The 15,753-nt window shown below is 68.1% G+C and carries 14 protein-coding genes, 1 tRNA gene and 3 pseudogenes; 10 read left to right on the top strand and 8 right to left on the bottom strand.

Going from position 1 to position 15,753, the window contains the following annotated elements:
- Positions 1-64: 64 nt before the first annotated feature.
- The 5 genes and pseudogenes from metG (at position 65) to NVV57_03100 (ending at position 5,444) form a co-directional block, all read left to right on the top strand.
- A pseudogene (gene metG / locus NVV57_03120) lies at positions 65-1,856 on the top strand (methionine--tRNA ligase).
- Positions 1,857-1,884: 28 nt separating this feature from the next.
- Positions 1,885-2,718, top strand: coding sequence for a TatD family hydrolase (locus tag NVV57_03115; GenBank protein MCR6711733.1), 834 nt, complete (start codon positions 1,885-1,887; stop codon positions 2,716-2,718).
- 328 nt (positions 2,719-3,046) lie between these two features.
- Complete coding sequence (locus tag NVV57_03110) at positions 3,047-3,640, top strand: G5 domain-containing protein (protein MCR6711732.1); 594 nt, start codon at positions 3,047-3,049, stop codon at positions 3,638-3,640.
- Positions 3,641-3,659: 19 nt separating this feature from the next.
- Positions 3,660-4,502, top strand: a complete 843-nt coding sequence (rsmA, locus tag NVV57_03105) for a 16S rRNA (adenine(1518)-N(6)/adenine(1519)-N(6))-dimethyltransferase RsmA (GenBank protein MCR6711731.1) — start codon at positions 3,660-3,662, stop codon at positions 4,500-4,502.
- A 4-nt stretch (positions 4,503-4,506) separates the two neighbouring features.
- A pseudogene (locus NVV57_03100) lies at positions 4,507-5,444 on the top strand (4-(cytidine 5'-diphospho)-2-C-methyl-D-erythritol kinase).
- 6 nt (positions 5,445-5,450) lie between these two features.
- Here NVV57_03100 and mscL read toward each other — a convergent pair.
- Positions 5,451-5,843 carry a large conductance mechanosensitive channel protein MscL gene (gene mscL / locus NVV57_03095; protein ID MCR6711730.1) on the bottom strand — a complete coding sequence of 131 codons (393 nt, stop codon included), beginning with the start codon at positions 5,841-5,843 and terminating at the stop codon, positions 5,451-5,453.
- A 45-nt stretch (positions 5,844-5,888) separates the two neighbouring features.
- A complete protein-coding gene (locus NVV57_03090; GenBank protein MCR6711729.1) occupies positions 5,889-6,521 on the bottom strand; it encodes a TetR/AcrR family transcriptional regulator in 633 nt (210 codons plus the stop codon).
- Between the two features lie 95 nt (positions 6,522-6,616).
- Between NVV57_03090 and NVV57_03085 the strand changes: the two genes are divergently transcribed.
- Positions 6,617-6,688: transfer RNA gene (locus NVV57_03085), tRNA-Gln, on the top strand.
- Positions 6,689-6,707: 19 nt separating this feature from the next.
- Here NVV57_03085 and NVV57_03080 read toward each other — a convergent pair.
- Entirely contained in the window at positions 6,708-7,109 is a 402-nt protein-coding gene (locus NVV57_03080; protein MCR6711728.1) for a pentapeptide repeat-containing protein, read from the bottom strand.
- A 155-nt stretch (positions 7,110-7,264) separates the two neighbouring features.
- Here NVV57_03080 and glmU point away from each other — a divergent pair.
- Both glmU and NVV57_03070 read left to right on the top strand, forming a co-directional pair.
- A pseudogene (glmU, locus tag NVV57_03075) lies at positions 7,265-8,723 on the top strand (bifunctional UDP-N-acetylglucosamine diphosphorylase/glucosamine-1-phosphate N-acetyltransferase GlmU).
- Positions 8,720-9,700 carry a ribose-phosphate diphosphokinase gene (locus tag NVV57_03070; GenBank protein ID MCR6711727.1) on the top strand — a complete coding sequence of 327 codons (981 nt, stop codon included), beginning with the start codon at positions 8,720-8,722 and terminating at the stop codon, positions 9,698-9,700. The pseudogene glmU and the gene NVV57_03070 overlap by 4 nt, the downstream one beginning before the upstream one ends.
- 3 nt (positions 9,701-9,703) lie before the next feature.
- On the opposite strand, the gene NVV57_03065 is transcribed toward NVV57_03070, so the two are convergent.
- Both NVV57_03065 and NVV57_03060 read right to left on the bottom strand, forming a co-directional pair.
- Positions 9,704-11,119: a hypothetical protein gene (locus NVV57_03065; protein MCR6711726.1), complete on the bottom strand. Its 1,416-nt coding sequence runs from the start codon at positions 11,117-11,119 to the stop codon at positions 9,704-9,706.
- Positions 11,116-11,652 carry a sigma-70 family RNA polymerase sigma factor gene (locus NVV57_03060; GenBank protein MCR6711725.1) on the bottom strand — a complete coding sequence of 179 codons (537 nt, stop codon included), beginning with the start codon at positions 11,650-11,652 and terminating at the stop codon, positions 11,116-11,118. The genes NVV57_03065 and NVV57_03060 overlap by 4 nt, the downstream gene beginning before the upstream one ends.
- 196 nt (positions 11,653-11,848) lie before the next feature.
- Here NVV57_03060 and NVV57_03055 point away from each other — a divergent pair, with 196 nt between their 5' ends.
- Together NVV57_03055 and pth are read left to right on the top strand one after the other, a co-directional pair.
- Positions 11,849-12,565, top strand: a complete 717-nt coding sequence (locus NVV57_03055; protein ID MCR6711724.1) for a 50S ribosomal protein L25/general stress protein Ctc — start codon at positions 11,849-11,851, stop codon at positions 12,563-12,565.
- The gene (gene pth, locus NVV57_03050) at positions 12,562-13,134 is read left to right on the top strand and encodes an aminoacyl-tRNA hydrolase (GenBank protein MCR6711723.1); all 573 of its coding nucleotides are present in this window, start codon (positions 12,562-12,564) and stop codon (positions 13,132-13,134) included. Before NVV57_03055 ends, pth begins: the two co-directional genes overlap by 4 nt.
- 105 nt (positions 13,135-13,239) lie before the next feature.
- Here the strand turns inward: pth and NVV57_03045 are convergent, their stop codons facing one another.
- The 3 genes from NVV57_03045 to NVV57_03035 are packed head-to-tail and all read right to left on the bottom strand — an operon-like array spanning position 13,240 to position 15,721.
- Positions 13,240-13,980 carry an amino acid ABC transporter ATP-binding protein gene (locus NVV57_03045; GenBank protein ID MCR6711722.1) on the bottom strand — a complete coding sequence of 247 codons (741 nt, stop codon included), beginning with the start codon at positions 13,978-13,980 and terminating at the stop codon, positions 13,240-13,242.
- Positions 13,977-14,834, bottom strand: coding sequence for an amino acid ABC transporter permease (locus NVV57_03040; GenBank protein ID MCR6711721.1), 858 nt, complete (start codon positions 14,832-14,834; stop codon positions 13,977-13,979). The genes NVV57_03045 and NVV57_03040 overlap by 4 nt, the downstream gene beginning before the upstream one ends.
- Positions 14,835-14,851: 17 nt before the next feature.
- Positions 14,852-15,721 (bottom strand): ABC transporter substrate-binding protein, encoded by an 870-nt coding sequence (locus tag NVV57_03035; protein ID MCR6711720.1) that lies wholly within the window; start codon positions 15,719-15,721, stop codon positions 14,852-14,854.
- Between the last annotated feature and the right edge of the window lie 32 nt (positions 15,722-15,753).

Raw genomic sequence — 15,753 nt, 5'->3', positions numbered from 1 at the left:
ACCGTGGGGGCGGTGTGCTTGAGCGCAGGATGACCGGCTTCTCCCCGGCCCTAGGATTAACCGCATGTCCCACATCCTCTCCGCGGTTGCCTGGCCGTACGCGAACGGCCCACGGCACATCGGTCACGTCGCCGGGTTCGGCGTTCCCTCCGACGTCTTCAGCCGCTACATGCGCATGGCGGGACACGACGTGCTCATGGTCTCCGGAACGGACGAGCACGGGACGCCCATCCTCGTGCAGGCCGAGCGCGAGGGCGTCTCGCCGCAAGAGCTGGCGGACCGCTACAACCGGGTGATCGTCGAGGACCTCACGGCGCTGGGGCTGAGCTACGACCTCTTCACGCGCACCACCACGGGCAACCACTACAAGGTGGCGCAAGACCTCTTCAAGGCCGTGCACGCGAACGGCTACATGGTGCTGCAGACCACCCGCAGCGCCATCTCCCCGAGCACCGGCCGCACCCTTCCGGACCGCTACATCGAGGGCACGTGCCCCATCTGCGGCTTCGACGGCGCCCGCGGTGACCAGTGCGACAACTGCGGCAACCAGCTGGACCCGATCGACCTCAAGAACCCGCGCAGCCGCATCAACGGCGAGACGCCGCAGTTCATCGATCAGGAGCACTTCTTCCTGGACCTGCCCGCGCTCGCTCCGGCGATCGCCGAGTGGCTCGCCGATCGCGAGGGCTGGCGCCCCAACGTGTTGAACTTCTCGCGCAACCTGCTCGCGGACGTGCGCCCTCGCGCTATGACGCGGGACATCGACTGGGGCATCCCCGTGCCGCTCGAGGGGCTGGGAGGACAACCCAAATAAGCGCCTCTACGTGTGGTTCGACGCGGTGATCGGCTACCTCAGCGCCTCCATCGAGTGGGCGCGACGCTCCGGCGACCCCGAGGCGTGGCGCGAATGGTGGAACAACCCCGAGGCGCGGTCCTACTACTTCATGGGCAAGGACAACATCACCTTCCACTCGCAGATCTGGCCGGGGGAGCTCATCGCCGCGAACGGCCACGGCACCAAGGGCGGCCACCTGAGCGAGTTCAAGGAGCTCAACCTGCCCACCGAGGTGGTGTCGAGCGAGTTCCTGACGATGGAGTCGGCGAAGTTCTCCTCGAGCCGCGGCCACGTCATCTACGTGCGCGACATGCTCTCCCGTTACCAGCCGGACGCGCTGCGCTACTTCATCGCGGTGGCCGGGCCGGAGACCAGCGACGCGGACTTCACGTGGGCGGAGTTCAAGCGCCGCACCAACGACGAACTCGTGGCCGGCTGGGGCAACCTCGTCAACCGGACCGCGTCGCTGCTGCACAAGAACCTCGGCACGGTGCCGGAGCTCACGAACCTCACTGAGGTGGACCGCGCGGCCCTCGACGCGAGCGAGGCCGGCTTCACCACGGTCGGAGACCTCGTGGCGAGCCAGCGCCAGCGCGCGGGGATCGCCGAGGCCATGCGGGTCGTCGGCGACGCGAACAAGTACCTCGCGGACACGGCTCCCTGGAAGCTCAAGACCGAGGACCCGGAGCGGATGCGCACGGTCCTCGCGGTGGCCACCCAGCTCGTCAGCGACGCGAACACCATGCTGGCTCCGTTCCTCCCGCACAGCGCCCAGCGCGTGCACCAGGCCATCGGCGGGAGCGGCGAGATCGCGCCCATGCCCCAGATGACCGACGTCGACGACCTCGACCTCGAGGGCCGCCGCTACCCGGTCATCCACGGCGATTACTCCTCGCAGCACGGCACGTGGGGCCGCCGCCCCATCGCGTCGGGCGCAGAAGTGCCAGCGCCCACACCCGTCTTCACCAAGCTCGATGACGAGATCATCGAGGCCGAACTCGAGCGCATGGCCACGGAGTAGGCGGGGCCGATCACATGCCGTCCGGCCCTTGGCCCCCGCGCCGGAGCCGCTGCCGCTCCCGGTCACGGACAACCACACCCACCTCGATTGGGAGGGGGGCGACGACGCGCCCTCGGTGACGGAGAAGCTCGCCGCCGCGGCGGCAGCGAACGTGACCCAGGTGGTGCAGATCGGCTGCGAGCTCGAGTCCGCGCGCTGGACCGCGCAGGTCGTCACCGAGTACCCGCAGATGGTCGGCGGCGTGGCCCTGCACCCGAACGAGGCGCCGCTCCACGCGAACGGAACCCACCCGTCGGGCATCTCGTATGAGGATGCGTTCGCCGAGATCGCCGCCCTCGCACAAGGCGAGCGGATACGGGTGGTGGGGGAGACAGGGCTGGATTTCTTCCGCACGGGGCCCGACGGCGTGGCCGCCCAGGTGCGCGCGTTCCGCGATCACGTGGCTTTGGCCCGCGAGCTCGGGCTGCCCGTGCAGATCCACGATCGCGACGCGCACGCGGAGGTGCTGCGCGTGATGGACGCGGACACCGCGCCGCGCGCCGTGATCATGCACTGCTTCAGCGGCGACGCGGACTTCGCGCGCGAGTGCCTCGAACGAGGCTGGTACCTGAGCTTCGCCGGGACCGTGACGTTCGCCAACGCCCCCGGGCTGCGCGAGGCGGCCGCGATCACGCCGCGCGACCGGCTGCTCGTGGAGACCGATGCACCGTTCCTCACGCCCGTGCCGCACCGCGGGCGGCCCAACTCGCCAGCGCAGGCCGCACACACGGTGAGGGCCCTCGCGGAGGCGCGCGGGGACAAACTCGAGGCCCTGTGCGTTGAACTCCAGTCCAACTCTGAGGCCCTCTACGGGCCTTGGTAGACCCTTGAGCGAATGTGGGGATAACCACATTGCGCTTCCCCTCGGTTGGCGCCAACCGCCACCTTTGTGAGATAAAGACTGTTAGTTACGTGCGCCGACTGGCTGGGTCGCGCGCCGACGTGAGGACCTGAGTGAGCTATCGACGCACTGCGCCAATGCCTGGCGGACGCCGTGATCGGCGGCACCGTGACGCTGCGCGCAACCGCCTGACGCGCCAACTGGGCGTCACGTTCGCGGTTGTCGCGTTCGCGGCGGCTCCTTCGCGTCCGCTGCGGCCGACTCGATCACGGGCACGGCGAAAGCTGCGCAGGCCTCCACGGACGAGTTCGTGACAAGGGTCGCGGCCGAAGACACCGACGTCACCACGGCCACCGTCACGGAAGAGAAGAAGATCGCCCCTGGCGAGGTGGTCAAGAAGGACCCCACCGCTTTCAAGGGCGAGAAGACCGTGCTGCGCAAGGGCGACTCCGGCACGGAGCTCGTGACCTACACCGTCACCTACGAGGACGGCGTGGAGGTCTCGCGCGAGCAGGCCATGTCGGTTGTCGTTGAGCCGGCCACGGACAAGGTGGTCTCCGTCGGCACGCTCGTGATCCCCAAGACCTCCCCGGCTCAGGCGGGCTCCAACCGCGCGCTTGGCAAGGAGATGGCCGCGAGCATCTACGGCTGGGAGGGCGACCAGTGGGCGTGCCTCGACACGCTGTGGGCCCACGAGTCCGGCTGGCGCACCACCGCGGGCAACAAGTCCTCCGGCGCCTACGGCATCCCCCAGGCGCTGCCCGGCTCCAAGATGGCGAAGTACGGCGACGACTGGCGCACCAACCCCGCCACACAGATCAAGTGGGGCCTCGCCTACGTCAAGGGCCGCTACACCACGCCGTGCGGCGCGTGGCAGCACTTCCTCGACCACAACTGGTACTGATCCGTGGCGGTCGTGAGCCGTGGTTGACCTGCTGGGTCCCACGGACGTGCGCTCCCTCGCCGAGTCTCTCGGCACCTCCCCCACCAAGAAGTGGGGCCAGAACTTCGTTGTCGACGCCGGCACGGTGCGGCGCATAGTGCGGATTGCTGGGGTGCAGCCGGCCGACGCCGTGGTTGAGATCGGTCCCGGGCTGGGCTCCCTGACGCTCGCCCTGCTGGAGGCGGGGGCGACGGTCACGGCCGTCGAGATCGATCCACGGCTCGCGGCGGCGCTGCCCTCAACGGTCGCCGAGCGCGCACCCGAGGACGCCGAGCGTCTCACGGTGCTCCAGGCGGATGCACTGACGATCACCTCGCTGGACCCGCCGCCGACGCTCCTGGTCGCCAACCTTCCCTACAACGTGTCCGTGCCGGTGATCCTGCACTTCCTGGAGAACTTCCCGTCCCTCCAGCGGGTGCTGGTGATGGTGCAGTCCGAGGTCGCGGATCGCCTCGCGGCACCGCCGGGTTCCCGCACCTACGGGATCCCGTCGGCCAAAGCCGCCTGGTACTGCTCGGTTCGGCTCGCGGGCCAGGTGGGGCGAGCCGTGTTCTGGCCTGTGCCGCGCGTCGACAGCTCTCTTGTGCTGATGGAGCGCAGGGAGCCCCCGGTCACGGACGTGCCGCGCTCGCGGGTGTTCGAGGTGGTGGACGCGGCATTCGCGCAGCGCCGGAAGGGGCTGCGCGGGGCGCTCGCCGGCATCGCCGGTTCGCCCGCAGCGGCGGAGTCCGCCTTGCGCGCCGCAGGATTCGACCCGCTGACGCGCGGCGAGCAGCTCAGCATCGAGGACTTTGCGGCCATCGCCGCCCGTCTGCCACGCTGAGCCCATGACATCCCCTGCTCAGCCGCGCGAAGTCACGGTGCGAGCACCAGCGAAGGTCAACCTCCAGCTAGCCGTTGGCGCGGTTCAAGAGGACGGCTATCACCCCCTCGCAACCGTGTTCCAGGCGGTCGATCTCTACGAGTACGTCACCGCGCGCTCAAGTGAAGACGGCAGCGTCACGGTGACCACAGCGTCGGGCAACGGCATTGACGTGAGTGGCGCCCCGGGCGATGACAGTAATCTCGCCGTGCGCGCGGCGCGCGCCCTCGCCGACGAGTACGGGCTTTCCGACGGCGTGGACCTCACGGTGGTCAAGGGCATTCCGGTCGCCGGGGGGATGGCGGGCGGCAGCGCCGACGCTGCGGCGGCGCTCGTTGCCTGCGCCGAGCTGTGGGACACGGGGGCCTCGCGGCAGGAACTGGCCGACATCGCGGCACGGCTGGGCGCAGACGTTCCGTTCGCGCTGCTCGGCCACACGGCGGTTGGCCTTGGGCGGGGCGACCGGCTGTCGCCCGCGATGACCCATGGGAGCTTCAGCTGGGTGTTCGCCACGCAGGCCCACGGGCTGTCTACGCGCGCCGTTTACGGGGAGTTCGACGCGATGAACGCGGACCTTGGGTTGCCCTCGGGCGACCCGATGATCAGCGACCACGTGATGCAGGCGCTCATCGCTGGGGATCCGAACGCGCTCGGTGCGGCGCTCGTGAACGACCTCCAGGAGCCGCACTGCGGCTCGCGCCGCACCTGCAGGACGTCATCGACGCGGCGCTCGAGATCGATGCGTGCGGTGCGATCGTCTCGGGTTCCGGACCCACCGTGGCTGCCCTCGCGCGCAACGCGCAACACGCGCTGGCCATCGCGGCCCACCTGCGCTCGACCGGGCTAGCAGACCAGGTGATCACGGCGTCGGGCCCCGCGCCGGGCGCGACGCTGCTCGCCTGACGCGCGCTACTTGGACTGGGCCCGGAGAGCGTCGCGGATCTCGGCGAGGAGTTCGATCTCGGTGGGCGACGCGGCCTCGTCGGGGGCGGGCTCATCCTTCTTGCTGCGCTCGGCGAGTTTGTTGAGCGGCACGACGACGAGGAAGTAGATCGCGGCGGCCACGCAGAGGAAATTGAACACAGCAGCCAACACCACACCAAACGAGAAGGCGGCGCCGTTGATCGTGAAGTTGCCCACCGCTGCGAGATTCGGCTCGCCGAAGATTGCTGCGATCAGCGGGTTGATGACGCCCTCAACAATCGAGTTGACCACCGCGGTGAACGCGGCGCCGATGACGACCGCGACCGCCAGATCGACGACATTGCCGCGGGTGATGAAGTCCTTGAAGCCCTTGATCACGGGTTTCTCCTCTCGTCGGCGCCCCTGCGGCGCCCTACGAGCAGGCTATCCGTCCTCCGGCTCGTCGGCGAGGTCGTCGGCGGGGTCTTCCGGCATCACGGGGCTCTTCTCGAGCGTCGACAGGCCGTTCCACGCCAGATTGACGAGGTGCGCGGCCACGACCTCCTTGGCTGGCTCACGCACCTCCGCCCAGTGCTGGCCGGTGAGCGCGACCATGCCCACGAGCATGCGCGAGTAGATGGGCGCCACCGAGGGATCAAGCCGACGCCGCCGGAACTGGGCGGCCAGCAGGCCCTCCACTTGGGTCGCCACGTCGCCGATGAGTGACGAGAAGGTGCCGGTCGCCTGAGCAACCGGCGAGTCGCGCACGAGGATGCGGAAGCCGTCTGGCGAGCTCTCGATGTAGTCGAGCAGTTGGAGGGCGGCCTTCTCGACCAACTGGCGCGGGTGGCCAGACGACGACAGCGCGTCGGTCAGCGCGCCGAGCAGCGCGGAGACCTCGCGGTCCACGATGACCGCATAGATGCCCTCTTTGCCGCCGAAGTGCTCGTAGACGACGGGCTTGGAGACGTCCGCTCGGGCCGCGATCTCCTCCACGGAGACGGATTCGAAGCCCTTCTCGGCGAACAGGGCGCGAGCGACATCGAGCAGCTGCTCCCGCCGCTCTCTGGCGGTCATGCGGGAGCGCGGGATGCGCCGGGGCTCGGTGGTCACGGTCCTAGTGTGCCGTGAATGCTGGCAGACTTGCGCGGAGGCGGCGCACGAAGCCCCTTTCCGCCCTGGTGTAACGGCAGCATGCAGGCCTTTGGAGCCTTGCGGTCCAGGTTCGAATCCTGGGGGCGGAGCTCGCAGCAGAAGCTACCTTCACTCCAAGGTTGGAACCACGCCAGGGTCGAAGAGAGCGCCGGCGAGCTGGGTCTCCCTGGCACCTTCGCCAGCGCCGACAGACCCGAAGATCGCGTGGGTCAGGTCAGCGCCCCTCAAGTCTGCGCCCGTCAGATCGCATCCAACGAACCGCGCGCCCCTAAGCGATGCTCCTCTGAGGTTCGCGCTCCGGAGATCACAGAGTGTGAGCCACCACCCGTCGAGAGTTGCCTGGCGCAGATCAGCTTCCGTGAATATGCAGCGCTTCAAGAACAAGACGCTTGGCCCGGACACGGAAACTAGGGACGCGCCGGTGAAGTCGACACCGCGGAGGGTGGCGCCGTAGTACGCGTCGCTGATGAGCGCCCGCAGCGGCGCGGCGCTGTCGCCCCCATCACTCATGCCGAGAGCATACGCGCGGCATTCGGCGACCTAAGCGCCCCCGCTAGACTGACCTCACACCGCAGCGCTGGGCCAGCAAGAGATCGCGAGGGAGGCACGTGAGCCGTCAGCAGATTTCCGCCGTGATCATCCTCGCTGCCGGAGCGGGCACCCGCATGAATTCAGCGAAGCCCAAGGTGCTGCACGCGATCGCGGGCCGCTCCCTGCTGCATCACGCGATCGTCGCGGCGAACGAGCTTGAACCAAACCGCCTGGTAGTCGTGGTGCGCCATGAGCGAGACGCGGTCGCCGCCGAGGCTTCGGCGGTCGCCCCTGACACCCTCATCGCAGATCAGGACGACATCCCCGGCACCGGTCGCGCCGTGTACTGCGGCCTCACCGTCCTGGACGCCACGGCCGTCGCGGGCGCCGTCGCCGCAGGCACCGTAGGCGCCCCGGCGCGCGACACCAAGGCCGAAGGCGTTGTGCTCGTCACCTCCGCGGACGTTCCGCTCGTCACCGGGGAGCTGCTCGCGAGCCTCGCCCAAGGGCACGCACACGGCGGTAACGCCGTCACCATGCTCACGGCCAGGGTCCCCAACCCTGGCGCGTATGGCCGCATCATCCGCGGCACCGACGGCGAGGTTCTCCGCATCGTCGAAGCGAAGGACGCCTCGGACGCCGAGCTCGCGATCGACGAGATCAACGCCGGAATCTACGTCTTCGACGCGCACGCGCTCCGCACCGCCCTTGCGAGCGTTGGCCGTGACAACGCGCAGCGCGAGATGTACCTCACCGACGTGGTCGAGATCGTGCGGGAGGCCGGCGGGCGGGTTGGTGCCTTCGTAGCGCCCGACGCCGTGGCCACCGAGGGCGTCAACGATCGGGTTCAGCTTGCCGCGGCCGCCGCAACGCTCAACCGGAACATCCTCGAGAAATGGATGCGCGCCGGAGTCTCGATCATCGACCCGTCCACCACCTGGATAGACGCCGACGTGACGCTCGCGCCCGACTCCACCGTGCTTCCCGGAACCCAGCTCCTGGGTGCCACGTCCGTGGCCACTGGTGCCAGCGTCGGGCCGGATACGACCCTCAAGGACGTGGAGGTTGGCGAGAACGCCAGGGTGATCCGCACCCACGGCGAGCTTGCCGTCATCGAGCCGGGGGCGACCGTGGGGCCGTTCTCGTATCTCCGGCCGGGCACCGTGCTGGGCCCAGACGGCAAGATCGGCGCGTTCGTGGAGACGAAGAATGCGAAGATCGGCGCCCACTCCAAGGTTCCGCACCTCAGCTATGTGGGCGACGCCACCATCGGTGAGTACACGAACATCGGCGCCGCGACGATCTTCGTTAACTACGACGGCGTCGCCAAGTCCCAGACGAGCGTCGGGAGCCACGTGCGGATCGGCTCGGACAACACGCTGATCGCGCCCCTCACCGTTGGCGACGGCGCGTACACGGGCGCCGGCGCGATCATCCGCAAAGACGTCCCGCCTGGCGCCATGGCGCGCAACCTGTCTCCCCCAGCAGAACGTCGAGGGCTGGGTCGAGGCGCGGCGACCGGGAACGCCATCCGCGCAGGCCGCGCGAGAGGCCCAGGAACGTGACGGTGCCGCCACCAAGGGAGATGCATGAACGCCGTGATTTCGAGCCCGAGCGAGCGTCAGTTGGTGCTTGTCGCCGGACGCGCCCACCCCGAACTCGCGGAGGCGGTGGCGAAGGGGCTCGACATTGAGCTGCTGCCCACGACCGCGTACACCTTCGCCAATGGCGAGCTGTACGTGCGGTTCGGCGAGAGCGTGCGCGGCACGGACTGCTTTGTGCTGCAGTCGCACGCGGCGCCCATCAACGAGGCGATCATGGAGCAGCTGATCATGGTGGACGCCCTCAAGCGTGCGTCCGCCCGATCCATCACCGCGATCATGCCGTGCTACGGGTACGCGCGGCAGGACAAGAAGCACAAGGGCCGCGAACCCATCAGCGCGCGCTTGATGGCGGACCTGTTCAAGACCGCCGGCGCCAACCGCATCATGTCCGTTGACCTCCACACGTCTCAGATTCAGGGCTTCTTCGACGGCCCCGTTGACCACCTGTGGGCTATGCCGATGCTCGCGCAGTACGTGCGCTCCCGCGTGGACCCTGGCAACCTCACCATCGTGTCGCCGGACGCTGGGCGCGTGCGCCTCGCGGACCAATGGTCGGACCACATGGGCGCTCCGCTCGCGATCATCCACAAGCGCCGCGACCCCTCGGTTCCGAACCAGGTGAAGGTCCACGAGCTGGTGGGTGAGGTCGAGGGTCGTACATGTGTGCTGGTAGACGACATGATCGACACCGGCGGGACCATCGTTCTCGCGGCCGAGGCGCTCTTTGAAAACGGCGCCAAGGACGTCATCGTGGCGTCCACCCACGGACTGCTGTCCGGACCCGCCGCCGAGCGGCTCCGCAACTCGCGAATCTCCGAGGTGGTCGTCACCGACACGCTCCCCATCGACGACGACAAGCGGTTCGAGACCCTCACCGTGCTCTCGATCGCGCCGCTCATCGCGCGCGCCGTCAAGGAGGTCTTCGACGACGGCTCGGTGACGAGCCTGTTCAACGGGAACGTGTAGGCGTCACGCGCATTCGTAGACTCGCTGCGCCGCGTACGAGTTGATCGCAAGCACCCAGGCGCCATCCGGCCGTTGCCAGGCGAACACGCTGCGATCGGCGAGGAACTCCTTGTAGGTCGAGTACGGATACTTCAGGTCGGGGTTGATTTGGTCGGCCCCCGAGTTGTCGTGCAGCCACGTCCACACGGCCTTCGCTTGGGCATTTCCGCCGTCCACCGGCAGATAGACGTCTGCGCCTTCGGCGTGCGTGCCGGCCTTGACCCAATCGGCCGGATCGAACGCGTCCAGCGTCACTTCGTCAGGGGCATTGCAGGACAGTGCCGCGGGCAGCGGTCGTGGCTTGTCGAACGACGATGAGCCCGCCGCAGACTTGGTGAACGTGTCCTTGCCGTCGTCCCACGTGACCGAATCGGGCGCGTACCACACGCCGTTGACAGTGGACGGCTCGTACATATTGCCGCTCCAGCCGCCCAGCCAGATGACGGAGCCGAACGGAGTCTCGATCGCGAACCTCGAGGAAACGGTGCCCGGAATCGGTCCCGCTGAGTCGTACTCGACGAGCGTTGAGGCCCCGAGCTTTGCGAGTTCGCGACGCGTGGCGCCCGTCGTCATGTCGTCCTCGTAGTCGCCGAGATCGATGCCAGGGAAGCCATTCGCCGTCCCCAACAGCGCGTATTCGGGGAACTGCACTTCTGCCCCCGGCGCAGTTCCGAGGTTCCAGCCGCTCACGGGACTGGTGGTCTGCGGATAGGTGAGCGAGTCATAGTGCGTATCGGAATCGACCGAGAATGAACCCGCGTTTGACGGCTCGAAATCCGTGCACGGATCCGAAGCGCGGGATGAGGGACAGCGGATCCAGCGAACTTCATCGCCCTCGACTTCGAGCAGCTGATTGATGCCGTAGCCCTGCGCGTACGGGCCGTAGGAGGAAGGGACAACGGCGACGATGGTTGCATCGCCGCGGGTGCCGATCTCGAAGTACCGCATCTCGTCGGGCCAGCCCTCGGTGTTGTTCACGCCCAACGACGCGATCTCCACCGGCTCGTGCCACGTCTCGCCCGTAGTCGGGTGCTCAAGGCGCTCGAGGATCTCTACGTCAGCGCCGCTCACGATCTGGTGCTCGTCAGACGGCGTCACGCTTGGGCTTGGAGACGCGCTCGGCTTTTCACTGCCCGACGGTGTGGCCGAGGGGCTCTGCGAGGTCGCCGGGCCCACGCGCCAGGCTCCGTATCCGGCCCACGCGCCCGCACCGATCGCCAGGACCGCCACGGTGGCAGCTGACCCGACGAGCACTCCTCGTACGGTCCGCTTGCGCCTGACCGCGCCCTTGGCAGCGGGGAGGTTGAACTCGTCGGCGCCGCGAAGCGACTGGGCGAGATGGGTGGTGCGGTTCTGGAGCACGTCGCGGATGTCGCTCATCGCGCCCCTCCTTCCTTGGAGGTCACGGCAGCCAGGTCCCTGTCCTCTGGGGTGGTAGTGCCAAGCCGGGAGTTGAGGGATGCGAGTCCGTCTGCCACATAGCGCTTGACGGTCCCCTCGCTGAGTCCGAGGATGTTGGCCGTCTCGCGGATCGAGAGGTCCTCGATGTACCTCAGCACCACGCACGCGCGCACCCGTGGTGCCAACCCAGCCAGAGCCGCGTCGACCACCGCGTCCCCACCAAGCCCGGCCCCAGCGTCGGGCAGAACCGGCGAGACGGCGGCCCGCTGCTCCGCCGAGCGGCGCGAGGCGTCCTTGCGCACCGCGTCCACGTAGCGCGTGGCGATCGCCCTGCGCACGTACTGCTCGGCCTGCGCCACGCTCGCGAAGCCGCGGCCCCGCGAGAACGTGGCGATCACGGCCTCCTGCACCAGGTCCTCGGCCACGGCCGGGCCCGCGAGCATGGTCGCGAAGGCGAGCAACCTACCGCCGCGTTGCGCGGCCAATTCGTCGAGCATGGGCTCCCAGGACATTCGCACCCCTCTTGTTTCCCCTATGACGAGAGATGGTGGCAGAAAAGTTGGGGTGCGCCGCCCAGTCGCGAGCCGGTATACTTTTCAGGTTCCTCGGCGAGGCGGGGGTCTTACGACTCCGGCGTTATCGACGCGGCGGATGCGCGAGCGCCTGCCTTGCCATGGACCCCATCCGTCGTACAAGAGGAGAATCACCATGTCTGACGCTCTGACGCTCACTGCTGAGGCCCGTACCGAGTTCGGCAAGGGCTTCGCGCGTCGCGCGCGCACCGCCGGCAAGATCCCCGCCGTCATCTACGGCCACGGCACGGACCCCGTGCACATCACGCTTCCCGCGCACGAGACTTCCCTCGCGCTCAAGCACCCGAACGCCCTGCTCACGATCGTGCTCGGCAAGGACTCGCAGATGGCGATCGCCAAGGACGTGCAGCGCGACCCGGTCAAGCGCATCATCGAGCACATCGACCTCATCATCGTGAAGAAGGGCGAGAAGATCACCGTTGACGTGCCGCTGCACGTCGTTGGCGAGTCCGCGCCCGGCACCATCCACATCCAGGACCACTCCACGCTGCAGGTCATCGTCGAGGCCACCCACATCCCCGAGTCGTTCGAGGCGAACATCGAGGGACTCGAGGAGGGCCACAACCTCACCGCCGGCGAGATCACGCTGCCCAGCGGCGTTGAGCTCGTGACGGACGCCGAGGCGATCGTCGTCAACATCGCCGTGCCGCGTGCCGCGACCGCCGCGGACGACGCCGCCGACGCTGCGTCCGCCGAGGCCGGTGCCGCCTCCGGCGCCGCTTCGACTCCGCCGATTCCGAAGCCGCGTCCGAGTAAGTCATTCCGATGTTCGCCCGGCTCGCCGCACGCTGGCGGGCCGGGCGTTCGTCTGTCCGGGAGGATGAGAGCGTGAGCCGCATCGTCGTCGGCCTGGGAAACCCGGGTGAGGAGTACGCGGGAACCCGCCACAACGTCGGGCAGATGGTCGCCGACGAACTGGCGCGACGGGGCGGTGCCGCACTCAAGCCCCAATCGAAGACGCGCACGCGCAACGCGACCGTGCGCATCGCGGGCGAGGGCGTGGTCGTCGCCGTGCCGATGTCGTACATGAACCTCTCCGGCGGGCCGGTGTCGTCGCTCGCGAAGTACCAGTCCGTGGCGGCCGAGGATGTTGTGGTGATCCACGACGAGCTCGACCTGCCGTTCGGCACGGTGCGCCTCAAGCGCGGCGGTGGCTCCGCCGGGCACAACGGTCTCAAGGGCATCACGAAGGCCCTCGGCACCCCCGATTACGTGCGGGTTCGCGTGGGGATTGGGCGGCCGCCTGGAAGCATGGATGCCGCGACGTTCGTGCTCAAGCCGTTCAGCGCGGCCGAGCGCAAGGAGCTGGATCTGCTCATCGTCGATGCGGCCGACGCCGCGGAGGCCGTTCTCGAGCTCGGCCTCGAGGCTGCGCAGCAAAGGTGGCACAGCCCGTCCTGACCCGCAGCTAAGCGGTCTCCCGCCGGAATGGGCTCTGAGGTTCACGAAAATGCGTCTTGGTGGACCTCAGCGTCCAATTCACGTGTTGTGCGGCCCGACGCTGGCTCACCGATGCGTGACACGCGCCAGGAAGTCCCTGGTTTCGTTGTGCACGGGGTCCTCGAATACCTGCTCCGGCGGCCCCTCCTCGAGGATCACGCCGTTGTGCATGAAGATCACCCGGTCTGCGACCGAGCGCGCGAAGGACATCTCATGCGTCGCCATCAGCATCGTCGAGCCCTCCGCCTTGAGCTCGCGCACCAGGTCGAGCACCTCGCCAACCAGCTGTGGATCGAGCGCAGAGGTGATCTCGTCGAGCAGCAGCAGTTCCGGATCGGTGAAGATGGCGCGCGCAATGGCAACCCGCTGCTGCTGACCCCCGGAGAGTCGATCGGGGAACTCATCCAGCTTGGAATCCAGCCCAAAGCGCTCCAGGAGCGTCGCCGCTTTGGCGCGGGCAGCGTCGGGCTCCATGCCGTGCACCTTGCGCGCGGCGAGCGTCACGTTGTCCACGACCTTCATGTGGGGGAACAGGTTGAACTGCTGGAACACCACGCCGATGCGCGCGCGGACGGCATCCGGTTTGACGGCGGGGTCGGTGATGTCGTCGCCGCCGAGCAGGATGCGGCCGTCGTCGACGCGCTCGATGAGGTTGATCACCCGCATGAGCGTGGACTTGCCGGAGCCCGAGGCGCCGATGAGGGCCACGACGTCATGCTGACTCAGGGCGAGGTCGACGCCGCGCAGCACGTGGTTGTCGCCGAAGAACTTGTGGACTTGGCTCACCTCGAGGACGGGCGCGCTCATACGGTGCCCGCGTTCTGCTCGCGCCCGGTCATTCGCGCGGTGACGCGGTCGGTGAATCTGATCACGGGGAACGAGATCGCCACGAACAGCAGCGCGGCCACCACGTATGGCGTGAAGTTGTACGTCAGCGCGCTCGCGATGTTGGCGGCGCGAACGGCGTCCACGGCCCCGAGCACCGAGATCAGGCCCACGTCCTTCTGCATCGACACGAAGTCGTTCATGAGGGCGGGGACCACCTTGCGCAGGCCCTGCGGGATCACCACGAGGCGCAGCGTCTGCGCGTGTGACAGCCCAAGGGACCTCGCCGCGATCCGCTGAGACGGGTGCACCGACTCGATGCCAGCCCGCAGCACCTCGCTCACATACGCCGAGTAGGTCAGGATGATCGCGATGGTGCCCCACACGTAGTTGGGCAGCTTGGGGAAGATGCCGAGCGCGGGAACCCCGAAGCCGATGAGGTACAGCACGATGATGAGCGGCACGCCCCGGAACAGATCCGTGTAGGCGGCCGCCAGGAACCGCAGCGGGAAGAATACGGGGCCCCTGAGCGAGCGAAGCACCGCGAGCAGGGTGCCGAAGATCGCGACGCCGATGGACGAGAAGAACAGCACCTGGATGTTGAGCCACAGGCCTTTGAGGATCGCGGTGAAGTACTTGGCGCCGATCTCGACGTTGAAGAAGGACTCCTTGACCGCGTCCCAGCCAGGGGAGTTGATGATGCCGACGGCGATGATCGCGGCGAATACCAGCGTGGACACTACCGCGATGAGCGCGGAGCGCTTCGCCGAGCGCTGCCGATAGCGCCGACGGTCGAGCTCGAGAGCGGAGGGCTCCCAAGTCTCGACCGTCGACATAGCTATACGTTAGGGCGTTACTGCAGGACCGGAACGTTCTCGGCGGTGGTCAGCCACTTGTCCTCGAGCGCCTTCAGCGTGCCGTCTGCCGCGAGGGCGTCGACCGCCGCGGACACGGCAGTCGTGAGCGGCGAGTCCTTGGGAAGCACGAGGCCGTACTGGTCGCCGCCCGCGGTCGAGTCGGGAAGCTGGCCCACGATCTTGCCGTCATCGAGCACCGCGTCGCGGAGGTAGAACGCACTTGGCAGGTCGATGACGATCGCGTCGATCTGACCGGCCTGCAGGGCCGCGACGGCCTTGTCGTTGTCGTCGAACACCTGCAGCTTGTCGGTGCCGATCTGGGCGGCCGCGGCCTCGTAGGACGTGGAGCCGGTTGCTGCGCCGACCTGCACGTTCTTGAGGTCCGCGATGCTCGTTGCGGTGGCGGCGGGCGAGTCGCCCGTCGTCACGATCGCCTGGCTCGTCGTGTAGTACGGGCTCGAGAAGTCAACGGCCGTCTTGCGCTCCTCCGTGATGGAGAACTGCTGGATGTTGAAGTCCCAGTCCTTGGGTCCGGGGGCGATCGAGGCGTTGAAGTCGGCGCGCACCCACACGACGTCGTCCTTGCCGAAGCCGAGCTGCTCGGCGACCGCATAAGCCACGGCGGACTCGAAGCCCTCGCCGGTGGACGGGTCGTCGTTGAGCACCCACGGGGAGTAGGCGGGCTCGCTCGTCGCGATCGTCAGCTTGCCCTCCGTGAGGGTCTCGAGGGCGGGTGCGGCGGAGCCGGAGGTGGTGGGCGTGGCGCTGGTTGTCTCGACGTCGTCCGACGAAGAGCAGCCGGTCAGGGCCATGGCAGCCACGGCGACGACAACGGCCGCGCCGCGGAACTTCAGTGACAGAGACATGGTTATTCCTAGTTAGTTTATGGACATTGCCG

This window comes from Demequina sp. (assembly GCA_024707205.1).
Taxonomy (GTDB): Bacteria; Actinomycetota; Actinomycetes; order Actinomycetales; family Demequinaceae; genus Demequina.
Note: the sequence above shows the minus strand (reverse complement) of the source record. Positions and strands in the feature narration are given on the sequence as shown.